15 protein-coding genes are annotated in these 19978 nt (G+C 33.0%); 4 read left to right on the top strand and 11 right to left on the bottom strand.

All coding sequences use genetic code 4. From position 1 onward, the window contains the following. Positions 1-68 precede the first annotated feature (68 nt). The 10 genes from EXC55_RS02395 to EXC55_RS02350 form a co-directional block, all read right to left on the bottom strand. The gene (locus EXC55_RS02395; protein ID WP_129623082.1) at positions 69-1514 is read right to left on the bottom strand and encodes an MAG1430 family protein; all 1446 of its coding nucleotides are present in this window, start codon (positions 1512-1514) and stop codon (positions 69-71) included. A 2-nt stretch (positions 1515-1516) separates the two neighbouring features. Next, a complete protein-coding gene (yihA, locus tag EXC55_RS02390) occupies positions 1517-2107 on the bottom strand; it encodes a ribosome biogenesis GTP-binding protein YihA/YsxC (protein ID WP_129623081.1) in 591 nt (196 codons plus the stop codon). Beyond that, positions 2107-2538, bottom strand: coding sequence for a pantetheine-phosphate adenylyltransferase (coaD, locus tag EXC55_RS02385; protein WP_129623080.1), 432 nt, complete (start codon positions 2536-2538; stop codon positions 2107-2109). Before coaD ends, yihA begins: the two co-directional genes overlap by 1 nt. A 14-nt stretch (positions 2539-2552) precedes the next feature. Beyond that, on the bottom strand, positions 2553-3749 hold the full coding sequence (locus EXC55_RS02380; RefSeq protein ID WP_129623079.1) for an acetate/propionate family kinase: 1197 nt from the start codon (positions 3747-3749) through the stop codon (positions 2553-2555). An 83-nt stretch (positions 3750-3832) separates the two neighbouring features. Continuing rightward, entirely contained in the window at positions 3833-4807 is a 975-nt protein-coding gene (locus tag EXC55_RS02375) for a phosphotransacetylase (protein WP_129623078.1), read from the bottom strand. A gap of 225 nt (positions 4808-5032) precedes the next feature. Then, positions 5033-5473: an MAG0920 family protein gene (locus tag EXC55_RS03385; RefSeq protein WP_408634038.1), complete on the bottom strand. Its 441-nt coding sequence runs from the start codon at positions 5471-5473 to the stop codon at positions 5033-5035. A gap of 288 nt (positions 5474-5761) precedes the next feature. Further along, a complete protein-coding gene (locus EXC55_RS03380) occupies positions 5762-6487 on the bottom strand; it encodes an MAG0920 family protein (RefSeq protein ID WP_408634037.1) in 726 nt (241 codons plus the stop codon). Positions 6488-6884: 397 nt separating this feature from the next. Continuing rightward, positions 6885-7742, bottom strand: a complete 858-nt coding sequence (locus EXC55_RS02360) for a bifunctional 5,10-methylenetetrahydrofolate dehydrogenase/5,10-methenyltetrahydrofolate cyclohydrolase (protein WP_129623075.1) — start codon at positions 7740-7742, stop codon at positions 6885-6887. A gap of 2 nt (positions 7743-7744) precedes the next feature. Then, positions 7745-10354, bottom strand: coding sequence for a valine--tRNA ligase (locus EXC55_RS02355; RefSeq protein WP_129623074.1), 2610 nt, complete (start codon positions 10352-10354; stop codon positions 7745-7747). Positions 10355-10456: 102 nt separating this feature from the next. Next, entirely contained in the window at positions 10457-12910 is a 2454-nt protein-coding gene (locus EXC55_RS02350) for an MAG1360 family OppF-related protein (RefSeq protein WP_129623073.1), read from the bottom strand. A gap of 108 nt (positions 12911-13018) precedes the next feature. Here EXC55_RS02350 and cmk point away from each other — a divergent pair, with 108 nt between their 5' ends. The 4 genes from cmk (at position 13019) to mgtA (ending at position 18282) form a co-directional block, all read left to right on the top strand. Next, a complete protein-coding gene (gene cmk, locus EXC55_RS02345; RefSeq protein WP_129623072.1) occupies positions 13019-13702 on the top strand; it encodes a (d)CMP kinase in 684 nt (227 codons plus the stop codon). Further along, positions 13692-14999 carry a ribosome biogenesis GTPase Der gene (der, locus tag EXC55_RS02340; RefSeq protein WP_129623071.1) on the top strand — a complete coding sequence of 436 codons (1308 nt, stop codon included), beginning with the start codon at positions 13692-13694 and terminating at the stop codon, positions 14997-14999. The genes cmk and der overlap by 11 nt, the downstream gene beginning before the upstream one ends. A gap of 73 nt (positions 15000-15072) precedes the next feature. Next, on the top strand, positions 15073-15567 hold the full coding sequence (locus EXC55_RS02335; RefSeq protein ID WP_165001866.1) for a dUTP diphosphatase: 495 nt from the start codon (positions 15073-15075) through the stop codon (positions 15565-15567). 12 nt (positions 15568-15579) lie between these two features. Further along, positions 15580-18282, top strand: coding sequence for a magnesium-translocating P-type ATPase (gene mgtA / locus EXC55_RS02330; RefSeq protein ID WP_129623069.1), 2703 nt, complete (start codon positions 15580-15582; stop codon positions 18280-18282). A gap of 49 nt (positions 18283-18331) precedes the next feature. On the opposite strand, the gene pyk is transcribed toward mgtA, so the two are convergent. Next, positions 18332-19750 carry a pyruvate kinase gene (gene pyk, locus EXC55_RS02325; protein WP_129623068.1) on the bottom strand — a complete coding sequence of 473 codons (1419 nt, stop codon included), beginning with the start codon at positions 19748-19750 and terminating at the stop codon, positions 18332-18334. Positions 19751-19978 lie beyond the last annotated feature (228 nt).

Below are 19978 nucleotides of genomic sequence, written 5' to 3'. Positions count from 1 at the left end.
GAAAAACACAACTTGGTTCTTTGAGTTGTGTTTTTTATTTGAATTTTTGAAAGTAAAGTTAACAGTTTTTATAATGTTGGTGTTGTGTTTTCTTTTGCGAAACCACGAACAGTAATAGTAGTTTGATACGAAATAAGACCTGTACTATCACTTTGTGAAGAAGGGCGAATCATAACTTTGAATTTAGCTTCACCAGTGTTAGGATCATATGAATAAAGTGGGTAACCAGAAACTTGATTGAATGTTGCACCACTAAAAGTATCAGTAGAATAACTAATTTGGTATTTTTTAGAATTTGCAAAATTCTCTTTGAAACGAAGATCTACGTAAGTGTAAAATCCATGTAAAGTATTCTTGTGTTTGTCACCAGCTGGAATTTGACTCACGAATGGAAATTGTTCTTGGTTAGTTGGATTGATTTTGCTTAAATCCGCACCTTCAAAAGCAACGATTTCAACTTGTGAGTTTAAGACATTTTTTAATTCAGTAAGATTAAAGAAAATATTTTGTGTGTGCTCACGAGTAAAAGTGTAATGTGTGGTCGCATCTAAATTGTCACTAGTTGCAACTGGAACCACTTCATAAAGATAATAGTGCAATGTTAAATAGTCGGGGCGCGCTTCATCGTAAGTAACTCAAATCGCACGTGAGGTGTCCAATTGGAATTTCTTAGCATTAAAACTAGGCGAGCTATTCAAGTTAAAGTATTTTTTAAATTTTTGGTGGCTTTCTTCGATCTTTGTTTTGTTTTCCTCAGTCGCCTCAATATCTACACGAGGTAACAAGTAATTATCGACTGTCTGACCTTCAACAGTCGTGGTGGCTTTGTAGTTATAAAAGTCTTGCACAGAATTCATTGTTGGCAGTGTTAAATCTGTTTTTACTACTGGTGAGAAAAGTGGACTAAGAGCATAGGTGGCTGTGACCGGCCAGTGTGGTACTTTTTGTCTTTCAATTTCTTCTTGCTCAGAGAGAGTAGCAAAACCGTCTAATTTAAAAGTGCGTTGTGCTCAGTGTGCTTGCCGTTCTGCCACAGTATCTTTGACATCGACATCAATTGATTCCAGACTCACTTGCAAGAAGAGTTCTCTAGTTTTATCGTTGGCGTAAGAACGATAGTAAAAGCGATATTTGTTGCTGTAATTAATAAGGGGAATCTTGTCATCGCTCACAAGGGCAAAAAGGGAATTTCGATTCACTTGGCCGCCGGCATTGGAAACTTTGAATTGGTTTGACCAAAAAGCTTTGTCTTCACTTGAAGAATACTTTAAGTTAGGGTCGAGTTCAGTAGGTTTGGTAATTTGAGGAATGTCATAAGAAGCGTAAGAATATGTGCTTGGTAAAACTTTTTTGCTAAGCATATCTGTACCAATGAAGTTGTACTGCGCTAAAATTGCGTTCGCACTCACTGTGTGTTTTTGGTTGTTCACACCGACGCTCATACTTGCAATGGTAGCAAACGCAGCCACACCAATAAGTGAAGCAGGAACTCAAGCTAATTTACGTTTTTTCATAACTATTTCTCACTTTCGTAAAGTAAATTTTCAATGTGCAGAACCAATTTGTTTAAAGTATGTGGCTTATGACTGGAAACAAAAAATTGTGGTGTTGTTGGCAATAAGAAGTTTTGTTCTAACATTGCAGGAGTGGAAGTAACTAATTTGTGTTTGGCCGATTGATTCAATTTATCTATTTTAGTATAAACTAGAGAAATTGGTAAATTTAAGTGGTTCAAAAAGGTAATCACTTGGGCATCAAGTTCAGTAAAACCAAGTCGGGAATCAATGAGCAAAATGATGTGTTTAGGAATGGAAAGATCTGCTAAATAAGTTTCGATCATTTGCATCATTTGGATTTTGGCGCTTTTGCTCATTTGCGCAAAGCCATAACCTGGCAAGTCGACTAAGAGCTTCCCGTTGTGATCACTAAAATAATTAATTAACTGTGTCCGCCCAGGTGTTTTTGACACAAAAGCTAAGTTCTGCCCAACAAGGGCATTGAGCAGTGAGCTTTTACCAACATTAGAACGGCCTCAAAAACAAACTTGCACACCAGGCCTACGGAGAAAATTCTCGGCTGAATTGGTTGATTTTTCAAATTTTCACATTAAAGCAATCCTAATTTCTTCTTATGACGTATCAGTGTTGATGAATAATTGATCGAATCGTAATCTGGAATGATTAAAATGGTTTCTAAGTTAGGGTTAACTGCTTTATTCCCGGCAGCTAACTCAAGTTCATAACTATAATCTGTGTCATTACGCGCGGAACGTAAGATGAATTCTATGCCAAGGTTTCTGGCAACATCAGCTGTGAGCTGATTTTTGTTTTGCAGCACAACAACTTTATCACCATAATGAGTAAGTTTAGCTTGCACCGTTGCAAAACGTTCTTCTAAGTTATCAAGGTTATTTTTGTCTGGGTTAAACGAGACTAATACCACCACTTGGTCAAAAAGTTTTAATGCCTTGTCGATGATGGCATAGTGACCTTCGTGGATGGGATTAAATGAACCTGGAAAAAGGGCGATTTTAGGCATTTTGAATAGACGAATTATTTTTTGTTAACAAGCGCTTTCGCGTATTGGGCAATTAGTAATTCTTCATTGGTTCTAATTGCAAAAATTGGTACCTTACTGTTAGGTGTTGAAATTAATTTGAAATCGGTGTATTTTTCTTCATTTTTTTCTGGGTCTAATTCAAGGTGAGTAAAGTGAAGTTTGCTAATTACTTCTTCACGTAACTCTTTTGAATTTTCGCCTACACCTGCGGTAAAGACAATCGCGTCAATTTTGTTTTCAAGTTTGTTTGCGTAATTTGCTACGTAATCAACAATTTTTTGCACATAAAGATCATTGGCAAATTTTGCTTGTTTATTGCCTTGAGCAATAGCAGCTAAAATGTCACGTGAATCGTTTGAAAGTTGTGACACACCAAGTAAACCTGATTTTTTGTTAAGTAAATCGGTCACTTCGCCAACGCTTAAACCTTCTTCTTTGCATAAAAAGTGAATGATCGAAGGGTCAATGTCACCTGAACGTGTGCCCATCATAATACCAGCTAAAGGTGTAAGTCCCATTGAGGTGTCAAATGAAACACCATCTTTGATCACGCAGATACTTGCGCCTGAGCCAATGTGTAAGTTAATTACATTCACCTTATCTTTGCCAACAAGTTCACGAACTTTGTTTCTAATAAAGTTGTGGCTAATGCCGTGAAAACCATACTTACGAATTTTATGTTTTTCGGTAAGGTCAAAAGGAATTGGGTAAATCGCGTTAATGTCTGGAATGGTGTTGTGGAAAGAAGTGTCAAAAGTAGCAGTTAAAACTGCTTTAGGCATTTCTTGTTGGAACGCACGAATTGCTTGTAATGCTCCTGGGTTGTGCAATGGTGCATAAACTACACATTTTTCAATTTTTTCAATGGCATCATCATTCAAAACAATACTTTCTTTGAAGTAAGTGCCACCATGCACAACTCTAAAACCAACAACTTCAATTTCTTCTGGACGAGCAATTAAGTTGATTTTTTTCATTAAAGCTAAGGTTTTAGCTACCGCAACTGCGTGATTTGGTAAAGCTGGAAATTCTTCATAAACTTTACCAGCGAACTTAATTCTAATAATTCCGTCTGGTAAAGTAATTCTTTCTGTTAATCCTGAAGCAATTGGTTGCAAAGTATCTTTTTCAAAAAGTTGTAATTTAATTGAACTACTACCTGCATTAACTACTAAGATTTTTCTACTCATAAATTCCTCTTTCAAAATATTCAAATTTAAGAAAATGTAAAATTTTTGAACATCAAAAGTCCAAAAATTTAAAAATTTAGATTTTAGTTGTGTGCTTGAATAGCTGTTATTAAAACAGTTTCCACAACATCTTGGGTTTTGGCACCACGTGAAAGGTCGTTAACTGGTTTGTTTACTCCAGTGATGATAGGACCAATTGCGCCATAACCGGCATAACGTTGTACTAATTTGTAACCAATGTTACCTGCTTCAAGGTTTGGAAAAATTAATGTGTTAGCAGGTTCATTAAATGATTCCATTTTGTATTTTGAAGCACGTACGCCTAAATCAAGCGCAGCATCAAGTTGAACTTCACCGATTGCCTTTGTACCATTGTACTTAGCGTTGAAGTCAAAAGTTGCTTCGTGCACCAATTCAGTTCTTGGGGTTTTTGCGCTATAGTTTGTTGAAAATGAAAGGAATGCAATTTTAGGATCAATGTCAAATGATTTCACAAAAGCTGCTGCGTTTGTTGCGATATCAACCAACATTTCTTTAGTAGGGTCAGGATTTACTGAAATATCACTAAAGAAAGCAAGTTTTTCATCTTGGTGCATAATCATAACTGATGAAATAGTTTTAACTCCCGGTTTTGGACCCACGGTTTTGAATGCTGCTCGTAAAATATCAGCTGTTGAATAATTCAAACCACCTACCACAGCATCTACTTCACCGTTTAGTAAAAGCATCATCGCATAAAATGGACGAGTTGATAATGCTTGTAATGCGCTTTCATCACTTTCAGAAGCTGGTTTACCTTTTTCAGCATCTTTTTTGTTTCTCAATTCTTTGTAGTCGTTAGCTAAAGCTTTAAGTTTGCTTTGATCTGCAAAAATATTGATAAATTGATTGCTTAAAACATCTTTGTCTGTTTCAACAAGTAAAGAAACTTCTAAATTTTTATAAGCTGCCAATTGTTTAGCTGCATCAATTGCTCTAGGATCAGCACCGTCAATTAAAACGATTTTGGTCTTAGGTAATTCATTAACTTTTTTAGTTACTAAATTAATAAATGACATTTTGTCTCCTTCGTCGTTTTGCATAATCACAATTTTGCGAATATTACTATAATATAGATATATTCAAAAACAAGGTATGCTTTAAAATTAGTAATAAAATACTCACTTATTATAAATTGCTTATATTTTAATACAAAAGCACATTTTAGAAAGAAAAGAAAGTACCAAAAAAGTCTTGCTTTTTAAAGAAAAATGACTGCTATTAAACAATCATTTTTTAATGTTTTAATCAAATTTGAGATCCAAATATTTAATGGCATCTCTAGTGAACATTTCTAAATTTACTTTCTTATTATCAATAAACACATTGTCAAAATCAGACACTAAAAACAAATAAAATAATTCACTTTTGTTTTCATCTGAATCAATGAAAAATTGATTATCGAAACAAAAATATTCCACTGGTTGGATTTCAAATTTGTTAAATTCTTCGTCTTTATTTTCATCTCTTCTTTTACCAATAAAACAGAATTTATGTTTTTCCATAAAACTTATTTGAATTGATTGATCGTAGTTTTTTGAAAAATTATTTTCTACTAAATTTTCGTCTGGTAGTAATTTGTTATTTTCTTGCCAAACTTGAAAACGTACTTTTGCAATACATAGTTCAAAAAATATACCGACAGTACAAAGTCAAAGAATACCAAAAAAAGTGCTAACAAACAATAAAGATTTCTTTTTTCAATATAAAGCCAGATAAAAATACTACAGAAAATACCAAATATAATTATCAGAAATAACTCAATGAACATATGAAACTTTAACTTTTTTCGAACAAATGTAAAGTATTTTTCATTAAATTTTATTTTTTTTACAACTGAAGTTTCTAATCAAAAAAATGTAATTTGTCCTAAAATTAACGTTAAAAATGGACAGAATGTCTTTAAAACTCAAGCAAATACATCCGCAATAATCAAAACTTCCTCAATTCTTTTTTTGTTTTTTACTATCAAGCTAATTCAACTTTAAATCTAAATATTTAATAGCTTCTTCTCTAAACATTTCTAAAGTTGCTTTTTTGCCATCAACAACTAATTTCTCAATATTGCACACTAGAAACATATAAAATAAGTCGTTTTTGTTGTCTTCAGATTTAATGAAGAATTTGTTATTGTATTTAAATCGCTTTGTTGAAGGCATCATTTCGTAATCTTTAAATTCTTCATCCGTTTTTAACAAAATAAATTTATGTTTTTCCGTCAGATTTGTTTGAATAGATGAATCGTAATCTTTTGAAAAATTGTTTTCCACTAAATTTTGATCAGATAATAATTTGTTGTTTTCTTGTCAAGATTGAAAACGAAGTTTAGTCTTGTATTGATAGAAAATTAGGTAATAACCAAAATAAAATCCAATGCAAAAGAAAACGCATGCAGGTAAATAGCAAACTACTTTTAAACCTATTGGTAAATTTGCCGAATCACTCGTAATTATTTTTTTAAAAAAAATATATTCTTTTTCTGTTGCGAGTCAGATAAAAATACTGAATAAAGAAATAGACAAAATTACAATAAACACCACAATTGTTATGTAAAAGTTTAATTTTCTACGACAAAATAAAAAATATTTCTCGTTGAATTTCGTTTTGTGATCTGTAGATGTGTCAAGCCAAAGAGTGTTTATTTGTTCCGAAATTAATCTGTAAATTGGAAAAAGCTTTTTAAAAATGAGGTCTAACATAAATTATCCTAAATTATCAAGTTTTGTTTTGTTAAGAAGTTTTCTTACATATCATCCTTTTGTTGATCTATGCACTTTTTGCAAACCTAACAAGTGAAGTTCTACTTTTGATAATTTTAATAATTGATTTAATGTTTTCGTCTCTTAACAATTTCATAATATTTATCTCCGTTTAAAAACTTATAATATTGCTTATAAAGAACACTTTTAAAAAATGAATAAAAAAAATAACAGAATATTTTGTAAATTTATACATTCAATAAAAACAAAAAAGACAAGAATTTGTTTTTCTTGTCATTTAATGTTCTGTTATTTTTTTATTTAATCAAATTTTAAATTTTAATATTTGCTAACTTCCTCAGTAAACGTTTTCAAGGTAACTTTTTAACATCAAAAATTAAATTCCGATTTTGTGTTTAATAGCTTCTACTAAATTTTTGAAAAGCGAGACCACGGTAAGAGGTCCAACGCCGCCTGGCGCTGGCGAATAACCTTGCACTCAACCCTCGAGGTCAGTAGTGTCTAAGTCGCCAAACAACACTTTTTTACCGTCTTGTTCAATGTAAGTGGCACCAACATCAATAATAATCGCGCCTTCTTTAATGTGTTCGCGTTTGAGCATTAAAGGATCGCCAGCTCCAGTAACGATGACATCACAAACTTCAATACCTTTAATAGTTGATTTTTTTGAATAAGTTGAAACAATTGCGCCCATTTGTTTCATAATATGGGCAATTGGTTTACCCACTAAATGTGAACGACCAATAACGCCAACACGTTTGCCCTTTACATCTATGTTATAGTAGTTTACAAGTTCTTTCACCGCTAAAGCAGTGGCAGGTGTAGAGTGAAAATATTTTGTTTTGTCGTTATAAAAATTAAATTCGTTACGATTGCTTAAACCGTCAATATCTTTTTCAATGCGAACTGAATCTAGAATAATTTGACTTGGTAGCGAAGTTGGTAAAGGGAGTTGCACAATAATGCCATCTGCTTCTTCATTAATTTCGTCGATTGCTTTGAGCAAGTCTCGTTTAGTAATTTCAACTGGGAAGTGATAGAGTTTGGCTTCAACATTTACTTCAGTTGCTTTTTGCATTTTTTTCTGAATGTATTTAGCAGATGCTTCATGTTCGCCAACTTGAATGATCGCAAGTCGTGGTTTACGACCTAAATCATGTGCTAGCACCGTGAATTGTTCTCTCAGTTCATTTGTGATTTTTTCCACAATTTCTTTGCTTTTATAGATTTGCATTTTTATTTTTCCTTTGGTTTGGATTCTGTTGCTAGTTGAGTTTCATAGTTACTGAGAGCTTGCTCAAGATTTTCTTTGACGTACTCAAGTTGGTCACTGTTATATTCGATTTTACGTTGCTCAGCGTGAATTAGTTTTTTAGGAGCTTTAAGTAAAAAGTTGTTGTTACTCAAAAGTCGTTTGCTCCGTTGAATTTCGTTAGTGAGATGTTCAACCGATTTTTTAAGTTGTTTAATTTGCTGTTCACGCATTTGGCGATCTAACAAAATGTACACGTAACCACCCTCTTCAGGATCGTATTCAGCTTCAATCTTCGCATGCAAGTAGTCTGAATTTTGAACTCACTCAGCATTAGCTAATTTTGCACAAACTTTCTTTGCAATCTCGTTGTTCTTAATTGAATATAAATCTGGTGTTCGTGAGTAAAAATCATATTGAATCACTGTATTTTTACTTAAGTTGAATTTTTCACGAAAGTCACGAATACCTTTGACTGTGGAAATAATGTCGTTAAACAAACGGTAAGTTGCTTCACCTGCTGAATGCTTGCGCACAATCCCAGCTGTTTTGAAAGTAACTGCCGTAATTTCTTCGCCATACATTGTTTGGTACAAGTGATCAGTAATAAAAGGTAAAAATGGATGTAACAAAATTAATAATTTCTTAAAAGTGGCTAGTAACTTGGTTTTGTTGTAACCAACTTTTAGGATTTCAACATACCACGAAGAAAAATCTTGCATTACAAAGCGTTCAAGTTTACGACCAATCACAGTGAATTCGTATTTTTTCATTAAACGTTCTACTAATTCGTAAGTGTGTGAAATTTTACGGTCAATTCAGGTGTCGGCAAGTTCTTGAATTTCATTTTTGGTTGAATTTTCATCTAATTGTTGAATGAAACGTGCAATATTTCATAGCTTGTTGCACAAAGCAAAACCGCGTTTGACACCTTCCATTGAAAAATTAAGGTCTAATCCCGCAGTAGAATTAGTAATTAAATACCAACGCAACGCATCAGAACCATACTCAGCAATTACTTCCATTGGATCAACACCGTTATTAAGCGACTTAGACATTTTGCGACCATTTTCATCACGCACTAAACCATGAATTAACACATTTTCAAAAGGTGCTTGGTCAGTAAATTCTAATCCAAAGAAATACATGCGTGCTACTCAAAAGAAAATAATATCGTAACCTGTAACTAGTAATGAAGCTGGATAGTAACGTTGTAAGTCAGCACTTTGCTCTGGTCAACCTAAGAACGAAAATGGCGCTAAACCAGAACTAAATCACGTATCAAGTACATCTGGATCTTGGGTTCAGCCTGCACCAGGACTTTCAACTTGGACTTTGATTTCATTATCCTTGTATCAAGCAGGAATGCGGTGGCCTCACCAAAGTTGCCGAGAAATGTTTCAGTCGTGGACATTTTCCATTCACTTTTGCAACACGTTTTTAAAACGAGGTGGAATGAATTTCACGCCGTTTTTGCCACGTAAATGTTTAATTAAGTTTTTCGAAAGCACATCCATTTTGACAAATCATTGTGGCATCACTAAAACTTCAATTGGAGTTTTTGACCGTTCTGAGTGCCCCACTTGCGAATTAACTTTGCGAATTTTTTCAATAAAACCGTGTTTTTGTAAGTGTTCTTTCATAGTTTGCCGTGCCACAAAACGATCAAGACCGTGGAAAGGTGAATCAGGGCAGTTAATCTTGCCGTCTTGATCAATAGTTTCGTTGATTGGCAAGTTATGCTTTTGCATAATTTCAACATCAGCTTCCGCGTGCGCTGATAATTTCATTAGACCGGTGCCAAATTTAGGGTCAACGTATTTATCAGCAATCATTGGCAATTCTTTGCCAGTTAACGGATGAATGATTGTTCATTTTTTGTGGTTGTATCTAGTATCAGTTGGATTGTACACAACAGCAACATCACTCAACATAGTTTCTGGTCGTACGGTGGCAATTACTACAAACTCGTTACTATCTTTAATTGGATACTTGATATATAACATTTCTTGTTTAGTAGTTTCCGTGTAAACTTCTATGTTCGAAACCGCAGTTTTAAGTACTGGATCTCAGTTAATTGCTTTGACATCACGATAAATCAAACCTTTGTTGTAAAGTTCGATAAAAGCTTTGTTTACTGCTTGGTTTGATTTTTCGTCCAAGGTAAATCTTTCCTTGTCGTAGTCAAGGGCAAGTCCAAGGGCAGCTCATTGTTGTCTAAATTTTTGTGCGTATTCTTCTTTTCATTCTCAAACTTTCGCAAGAAACTTTTCACGACCTAAATCGTGACGCGTTAGACCTTGTGTCTGGTAAAGCACACTCTCAACTTTACTTTGTGTTGCAATTCCGGCATGATCCATTCCGGCAACATAAAAAGTATCAAACCCATCAAAACGTTTGAATCTAATAATGGTGTCCTGTAAATATGTATCAATTGCGTGACCAATGTGCAACATCCCAGTTACATTAGGGGGAGGTAAAAGAATTGTGAAAGGTGGTTTGGTATGGTCGTGCTGCGAATAAACTTTGTTTCGACTTCGTTTTGCACTTGTTGCTGGTTCAATAGTTTGTGGTTTATATATTTTGTCAATCATAACGGTGTCCAATCAAAAAAGTGATTATTTTACTAAAAAATAAAAAAAATGTATAAAAATTATATACATTTTCATTTGAAAACGGCATAATTAGCCTTTAATTTAATAGATATCTTGCAAAATTTCAGTACTTTCAGCTTCTTTAGTTTTAACCTCTAAACTATTATGTGCTTCTCACTGCTTAGCAAAATTTGTGGTTCAATCTAATCAGTTGTAATTAAATTCATATTCCGAATTGTGCAAGTCTGCAATCATAAACATTGTTTCGTTAAAAGGGTTTTCTAAATTGTTGTCGATATTCTCAGTGTTTGTGTCTTTAGTATCATCGCTTAGAGTAAAGTCAATTTGATCAGTTTTAATTTTTTTGTTTCAAACTTTGAAGTTTGCTAAATTACCTATAACATACTGGTCGTCGTTAACTTCATAAATATCATAGAACAAATAATCATCAGCAAAACTATGCAATAAATCCTTACTATTTTTTATATTTTTTAAACTTGGATATCTTAATCAGGGGTTAAATGGATTTGAAATTAAAGTTTCATAATTGCCAAATTCAATTTCTTTTTGATCGACAAAAACGTAAAGTTCAGATAAATTTAAGTGTTTCATTAAATAAGTATCATTTGAAATGAAAATGCAACTCATTCCTGCGTCAGTAAGTTTTTTAGCAAACGCATTTAAAAAAGTTTTCTTCTCATTAAAAAATGTATCTGGTGCTGAATCAATAATAAAAACGATTTTCTTTTTCTCAATTAAAATCGAACTAAAGTCGATGTTTAGGGCGCCAATATAGTCTAATTGGTAAAATGGTGTAATAAATTTAATAGGTTCAATTCCTGAAGTTGACGTAATTTTTGAGAGTAAAAACAGTTGTCTAAGTTGAATTTGTTGATCAATTGTTAAGTCTGTTTCTTGTGTGACAAAATCACGCAGTAAAACTAATCAGTTAAAAAGTAAACTGACACTTTCGATGTATTCATTATTTTCTTGAATCACGTCTGACAAACTCTTATTATTCAAAGTTTCAAAAGGAGTTTGGCAATGTTCATATTGAGTTTTTAATCGATTTAAAATTATGTTCAGTCTTTGTTTTGGTTCTTTAAAAAGGTAACCTAAGTTATCAAAGTCCAATAGAAATTGTTTGTTTTCTTTAGAAAATTTTCGGTATCTTTCTTGAGCTGAATTTACTAGAAATTCTCGTTCAGCTTTTAACTCAGAAATTTTAATGCTAAGTTCACGAACTTTTGGCGAATAGTCGTTTGTTATAGAGTTATCTACAAAATGTGATTGTATATTTTTTATTTCTTTTTTTGCTGTTATTACTTGATCTTTGATTTCCTCAGTAATAACTTTTCAGCTTGTTAAAAAGCCATATAAAGAAATAGAAAAATTATTTTTTACTATTTTTTTAACATCTGCTTCAAAATTCAATGATGAGTTTAAAGAAACAGTTGACAAATTATTAGCAATGAAAAACTTGATTTGCATATCTAAATCTTCTTTTAGTTTTTCAATGTCATCAACTTCTATTGGTCCAACTAACAAACTGCGATCAACTTTAGTAAATGATTTTAATAATGCTTCTTTTACAGTTGCTAATTTGTATAAAGTTTTAAAAGATTTTGTGTCTTTTGGGAATTGATACATTCTAGCAAGATCATTCAACAGACTCTTCGAATATCATTTCATTAAGTAGTCTAATTTTTCAGAACTCGCTTGATTTCAAAGTTTCAAAATTTTTTCTAACTCAAAAATTTTCGATTTAGCATCTCTGATTTTAAGTTCTAGTTCTATTTTTTTCTGACCATCTTTATTTAGTTTTTGTACTCAAAATAATTCTTTTTCCAGTTCAGTTATTTTTTCTTCATTTAAGAAGTCTCTTGTTTTACTTAAAATTATGTCGAAATACATATAGAAAACATTTAAAACACTAAAAATATGCGTCATCACTTTAGTTAAAAATTCCTTTTGCTCGTTTTTGAATTCATATCAAACTTCGGCAATTCTTTTTTTGCTAACTGATTGTAAGGCTTGAGAAATATTAAATTCAAATTTTTCCAGATTTGGTTTAAACATCATTAATTCTGTTTTTAACTTATTTATAGGTTCCAACATTAATTGGCCTAAAATGTTTTTAACAAAAAACTTTTGACTGCGGATTGTTTCGTTAATTTCAAATGAATTAGAATTCGTTTGATTCACAGTTTTTGACAACTGGTCAATATTATTTAAAATAGGCAAATTTTTACTTAAATGGTAATTAGAATCTAATGACAAAAAAGCTAAATTTTCCAAAATTTTAGCGTTGTTAAAGTTAATTTTAGTTTGTTTTTCAACCAAGTAACCATTATCAATGTGGTTATAAAAAGTAATTAAATTACCTTCATTTTGCAAAAATTTGTGAAAAGTTTTACCTAACACTAAATTTTTATCTTCAAGAGATAAAATACCTGAAAATTGATTTTCATAAATGTCCAGTTTGGGTATAGAAATTTGGTTATTATCAAGCGAAACATACGAATCTTCAATAGTCAAAATTTTTTTTGATTGCATAATAAAAGTATATTAAAAAGAGGTTAAACTTTCTCTTTTTTGGTTCAATTTTGCATCCGCTTTATTTTTTATAATTTAAAATATAAAAAACCCTCGAGGAGTAACTAAATGAAAAAAATTAATATTGCAATTGATGGGCCTTCTGGTGCCGGAAAGTCATCTGTTTCAGAAGCTTTAGCTAAAAAGCTTAATTATATTTTTATTAACACAGGTAGTTTTTATCGCGCTGTGGCACTTTATTCACTTAGAAACAATATTGATCCAACTGACGAAAATGAAGTTATAGCTAATTTGCAAACTCTTAATCCGCATTCAATCACAATTAACAACCAAGAACAAATTTTCTTAGACGGCGAAAATATTACTAACACCATTCGTGCAGACCAAATTTCGAAGTATGCGTCACAAATTGCTGCTTACAAATTAGTGCGTGAATTTGTTGTCAATCGTATTCAACACATCACTAAAAATGACAAAGGTTATATTATGGACGGTCGTGATACAACTTTTAGAATTATGCCTTATGCAGAAGTTAAGATTTTTTTAACTGCTTCAGCTAGTGAACGTGCGAAACGCAGAATTAAACAAAACTATGAATCAGGTTACAACACTGATTATCAAACTGTTTACGAAGAAGTTAAGCAAAGAGATTATCAAGACTCACACCGCGCAACTGATCCTCTACACAAAGTTGAAGATGCCATTGAAATTGACTGTACTGAAATGAATTTTGAAGCTGTACTCAACAAAATTATTGAAATTGTAGAAAGCAAGGTTAACGATGCGAAATAATGTGATTGCAATTATTGGTAAACCCAATGTTGGCAAAAGCACTCTATTTAATAGGCTTGTTGGTAAAAAAGCATCAATTACTTACGATCGACCAGGTGTAACGCGGGATCGTCTTTATGAAAATTTTTCGTGAAACGGACATGAAGTTAGATTAATTGACACAGGTGGTATCGAAGTAGACAATAAACCATTCCAAGAACAAATTCGCACGCAAGCGGAAATTGCCATTGAAGAAGCCAATGTGATTATTTTTATGGTTGACGGCACAAGTGAAATTACTAACGATGACCAAATGATTTTGAGCAAACTTCGGAAAGCAAACAAACCAGTGGTTGTAGTTGCCAATAAATTAGATAACAATGATGATTTTAATTATGGGTGATACGCTTTGGGTGTAGAACAAATTTTTAGAATCTCCGCTCAGCACGGGCAAGGTGTTGGCGATGTGCTTGATGAATGTTTAAAACACCTTAACCTTGATGATATTCACACAGAAAGTCGTTTTAAACTTTCAATTATTGGACGGCCAAATGCGGGTAAGAGTTCTTTGTTAAACCGCTTAGTTAACGAAAATCGTTCAATTGTTTCTGATATTGCCGGCACAACTCGTGATAGTGTTAAAAGTTTAGTTATCATCCACGGACAAAAATTTGAAATTATTGATACAGCCGGAATCACGCGCAAAAGTAAAATTGAAGATAACGTCGAAAAATATGCTTTAATGCGTGCCATTAGTTCACTTGATGAGTCAAATCTTTCTTTAATTATGATTGATTCGACACAAGAGCTTTCTCACTTTGATGCACGTATTATTGGTTATGCCCTAGAAAACCAAAAACCAATTATTATAGTAGTCAATAAGTGAGACTTAATCACCAAAGAAACTAACACAATGGCAAACTTTGAAAAAATGCTTCGCAATCGTTTTCACTTTGTACCGTGAGTTCCAATTGTGTTTGTTTCAGTCAAAAATAACCAACGACTTGATAAACTAATTAATTTAATTTTACAAGTCAAAACAAATTTAGAACGCGATGTGAAACCATCAGTGCTCTCAAACTTTATTCGCGAAACACAAATGGTACAACCAGCTGCCCCTTACAATGGTGGTCGACTTAACATTTACTTTGTTCGCAAACAAGCAGATAAAATCCCGACTTTTGTGTTCTTTGTGAACAATAAAAAATTTTTACACTTTAGTTACCAACGACATTTAGAAAACGAAATACGTAAAGTTTTAGACTTTACTGGTTGCCCACTAAAATTAATTTTCAAAAACAAAAATGGACTTGATTAATTGAACAGAAACTTGCGTTCTGTTCTTTTTATTTACAACAGTATGCACAAGTCTGTTTTGTTATAATTCATTTATGAATCTCAAGGAAATTTTCACACTGCAACAGAATTTAGATGAACAAATTGCCAAGCGTTCGGACTTAAATTTTGCCAGCAAACCAATTCAAAATCGGCAAATTTGCATTGCCTTATTGGTTGAATGATGTGAATTGGCTAACGAAGTTAGTTTTTTCAAATATTGAAAGGCACAAAAACATCTTGATCGCAGCAAAGCGCTTGAAGAATTAGCTGATGTGTTACATTTTTTAACAACTTTAAGTTACAAAACTGGTGTGTCTGCTGAAATTAACCCGTACGTAGTACCATCACAACAACTTGACGATCAATTTTGTGCAGTTTCGCAATTAATTACACAAACTTTCAGTCAGCTTACCAAAACAAACATTCATCATTTATATGAATTAGTACTTGGTTTTGCGCAACTTTTAAACTTTAGTGAAAACGAAATCCTTGAAGCTTATCGACAAAAAAATAAAATTAACCACCAACGTATTTATGATCATTATTAGAAAGGAGGACATATGGCTAAAAAAGCAGTGAAAACGAACAAAGTTGCCACACAAAATAACACTAAAGCTTTGTTGATGAATCTTTCTAACCAAAGCAATGATGTTATTTTTGGCCAGTTCTTCTCTTCAAACAAAGGTATTACTACTGAAGAACAAATTATTCACAATCGAAACACATTTGGCGCAAATAAAATTTCCAAAAAGAGCAAAAATTCAATGTTGAAGCGCATTATTTATGCATTTATCAATCCTTTTGCCATCATCTTGTTAGTTTTAGCACTTATCTCACTAGTAACTGACATTATTATTCCTTTGAGTCAAAGTCAAAAACCAGAACCAGTAACTATGTGCATTATTCTCATTATGGTGCTTATTAGTGGTATTTTAAACATAGTCAACGATACCAGGTCAGCTGCTAGTGCCGAAAAACTCGTGAAAATGGTGCAAACAACTACTCGAGTGGAACGAAACGGTATTTTTTACGAAATTCCACTGGAAGAAGTTGTAGTAGGCGACATTATCATTTTGGCAGCAGGTGATATTATTCCAGCTGACGTTAAAATCTTAAGTGCTAAAGATTTATTTGTGTCGCAGTCTTCTTTAACTGGCGAAAGTGATGCGATTGAAAAATTTGCAAAAAACACTAAAGAAGCTGCCAATGTTACAGACTTAACCAATTTAGCTTTTATGGGTTCTAATGTGATCTCTGGTTCGGCACGCGCGATTGCTCTGGCAACTGGAAATAATACTTATTTAGGACAAATTGCACAAAAAGTCAATGAAAAGGCTGTGAAAACTGATTTTGAAAAAGGTATCAAAGCAGTTTCATGACTTTTAATTAGAATTATGTTAGTAGTAGTACCACTAGTCTTTGTAATTACAGGACTTAGAGGTGATTTCAAAAACGGTAAAACTTGGTTTGAAGCCTTACTCTTTGCAATCTCTGTTGCAGTTGGACTTACGCCTGAAATGTTGCCAATGATTGTTACTAGTACCTTGGCAAAAGGTGCAATGTCAATGTCAAAAAAACAAACTATTGTCAAGAATCTTAATTCAATTCAGAATTTTGGAGCGATGGATGTTTTCTGTACTGACAAAACTGGTACCTTGACAATGGACCAAGTGGTGCTTGAACGACACCTTGATGTTAAAGGACAAGAAGATGTGAATGTCCTCAAACACGCTTTCTTAAATAGTCACTATCAAACTGGGTTAAAAAACTTATTAGATCTTTCGATTATTTCTCGCACTGAAGAACTCTCTTACTTACATAACGAGTTGCATGAACTCGAAGAACAATATCAAAAAGTTGATGAAATTCCTTTTGATTTCCAACGGAAAAGAATGTCAGTAGTAGTAAAAAATAAAATTACTGGCACAAGTGAATTAATTGCTAAAGGTGCTGTTGAAGAAATTTTGCACATTTGCTCGCACATCGAATATGATGGGCAAATTCAAGAACTTTCGCAAACTCACATCGACAACGTACTTAAACATGTGGATAATCTCAACGACCAAGGTATGCGGGTAATTGCAATTGCCAAAAAAGACGCTGCTTACAAAAATGATAACTTTGGTATCAACGATGAAACACAAATGATCCTAATTGGTTATCTTGCTTTTCTCGACCCACCAAAAGAGTCAACTGCTTCCGCAATTAAAAACTTACACGAACTTGGTGTCAATGTCAAAATTTTAACCGGTGATAACGCCCGTGTTACCAAATCAATTTGTTCAAAAGTTGGAATCCCTGCTGACAAAGTTATGCTTGGTAAAGATTTACTTACACTTGACGACGAGGCCTTGCGCGCAGTGGTAAACGAATACGACATATATGCAAAACTTTCGCCTGACCAAAAGGCTCGCATCATTACCGCTTTACGCCACAATGGTCATGTTGTAGGCTATATGGGTGATGGAATTAACGATGCACCCGCAATGAAAGTAGCTGATGTTTCGATTTCAGTTGATACCGCAGTAGACATTGCTAAAGAAACTGCAAGCATCATTTTGCTGGAAAAAGATTTAAATGTGCTTGCTACCGGTATTATTGAAGGTCGCAAAACTTACACTAATATGAACAAGTACATCAAAATGACAATTAGTAGTAACTTCGGTAATATTATTAGTATTTTGTTTGCGTCTTTATTATTGGGTTTTACGCCAATGTTAGCTGTCCAAATTCTCTTCTTAAACTTAATTTACGATTTATCATGCAGCGTGATTCCATGAGACAAAGTTGACCGGAAGTTTATTACAAAACCGCGGAAATGGAACTCCAAGAGCGTGCTCAAATTTATGCTGTGGTTTGGACCAATTTCAAGCATTATTGACATTACAACTTTCTTATTATTAAAATTTGTCTTTTTACCTTACCTTTATCCGCACGCTTCACAAGCTGAGTTTCAAACTCTATTTAGAACAGGTTGGTTTGTCTTATCAATGTGAACCCAAGCTTTGGTAATTCACTTTATTCGTACCGAAAAAATTCCGTTCTTCCAATCAAAACCAGCGCCAATGTTAATGATAATGACAGCTTGCGTTTTAACAATAGTTGTTGTTGCCCCCTATGTGCCAGGCGTGAACGCAACTTTACAGTTACAAGCTTTACATCCTTACTTTTACCTTATGCTGTTTGGTCTGGTTGCACTTTACATCACACTGGTGATGTTTGTGAAAAAACTATTTATCAAAAGATATACTGATTTGTTATAAAAATCTTATTTGAAAATGCAGGCTGCTTGCCTGCATTTTTAGTTATAAATTATTTTAAATTGATTACGCCGTTTTCATCAACTAAAGCAACCTTATCATCGGCAGTTAACTCAAATTGTTGACGCATCAAGTTCACAAATTCATCACTTACAGCGAATTGATTATAAAGTTCCGCATTTTGGTTGGTTCACACACCATAAGAAATTCCAAATTCGCCAGCTCAGTTAGAGTATTTAGCAATTGTTTCTGGATTAACTAAATGAGAAATAATTGCATTTGGTCTTTGTTTACTAAGTTCAAATACATTTGCATTAGTTTGAGATTTGACTACAATAAGTTTTAAGTTATCATCAACATAAGAAAGCTTTGCAAGATCTTTAAAATCAATTGGATTAGTTTTAACATCACGAGTTTCAGTTTTAGCCTCAGCTAAAAATTCTTCTTCAGCTCTTAGTTGAATTCTTTTCATTACTTCGGTTGCTTTTTCAGGATATTTACCTGAAGCGCTCTCACCTGATAACATAGTTGAATCAGCTTGTGCATAAATTGCGCCATAAACATCGTTCACTTCAGCACGTGTTGGCGATAAATTATTTTCCATTGAATCAAGCATTTGAGTTGCCACAATCACAGGTTTTCCAACCTTACGACATTTTTTAATAATTTGTTTTTGAACATAAGGCACATCGTAATAAGGGATTTCAAGTCCTAAGTCACCACGCGCAACCATAATTCCGTCACAAGCAGCAATGATTTGGTAAATGTTTTTGACACCCAATACGCTTTCAATTTTGGCAATAATTTGAATGTTTTCGCCACCATTTTCATCAAGTAATTTTCTTAATTCTTGAATATTTTGCGCAGTGTTAACAAATGACGCCGCAACATAATTTACACCAATCTTAATTCCAAAAAGCACATCATCAATATCTTTTTGACTTAAAAATGGCAATGAAAATTCAACTCCTGGCAAATTAATTCTTTTGTTTGTTTTTAAAAAGTGTGCATTTTCTGTTTTTACTTGCACAAAATTTTCTTCGACATAAATTACTCTTGATGTTAATTTACCATCATCAAAAAGAACTAAATCACCTTCTTTTAAGTCTTTCGACATATCGTATTGAACACTAATATCAGTTGAATTGCCTACTAAACTTTCATAATCTTCACTCGAAGTATGTAAATTAATAACAGCATTAGCTGGAATTTCAACACCATCGTCTTTCATTTTTCCGATTCTAATTTCAGGGCCTTTGGTGTCAAGCATCAATGAAACTGGAACATTTAAATCTTTGGCAACTTGTTTAGCTAATTCAAATTTTTTGCTTTGCTCCTCGTGAGTGCCATGGCTAAAATTAGCACGAACACAAGTAGCGCCTGCTAAAACTAATGACTTCAAAGTTTCATAGTTATCAGAAGCTGGGCCAACAGTTACAATAAGCTTACTTTTTTTATAAATAGATTGCATCGCTCTCCTTAGCGTAACATTTTTTAGATAGTTTATATTGTGAAAAACAATATAGATGTAAGCTTATTATAACAAATACAAATACTAATAGTTCAAAAGTAAGATTTCAAATTTAGGACTATAAAATAGGTAAATTCGCAAATTTAATTTTTACTAGTTAATTTAATCAAACAAAAATGAAATTTCATAGTTTTAAACAAAGTTTTTTCCGTTTTGTAAAAATAAATT

The sequence above is a fragment of the Mycoplasmopsis columbinasalis genome, from assembly GCF_900660705.1.
Lineage (GTDB): Bacteria > Bacillota_I > Bacilli_A > Mycoplasmatales > Metamycoplasmataceae > Mycoplasmopsis > Mycoplasmopsis columbinasalis.
This window is presented reverse-complemented; position numbering and strand designations above follow the sequence as displayed.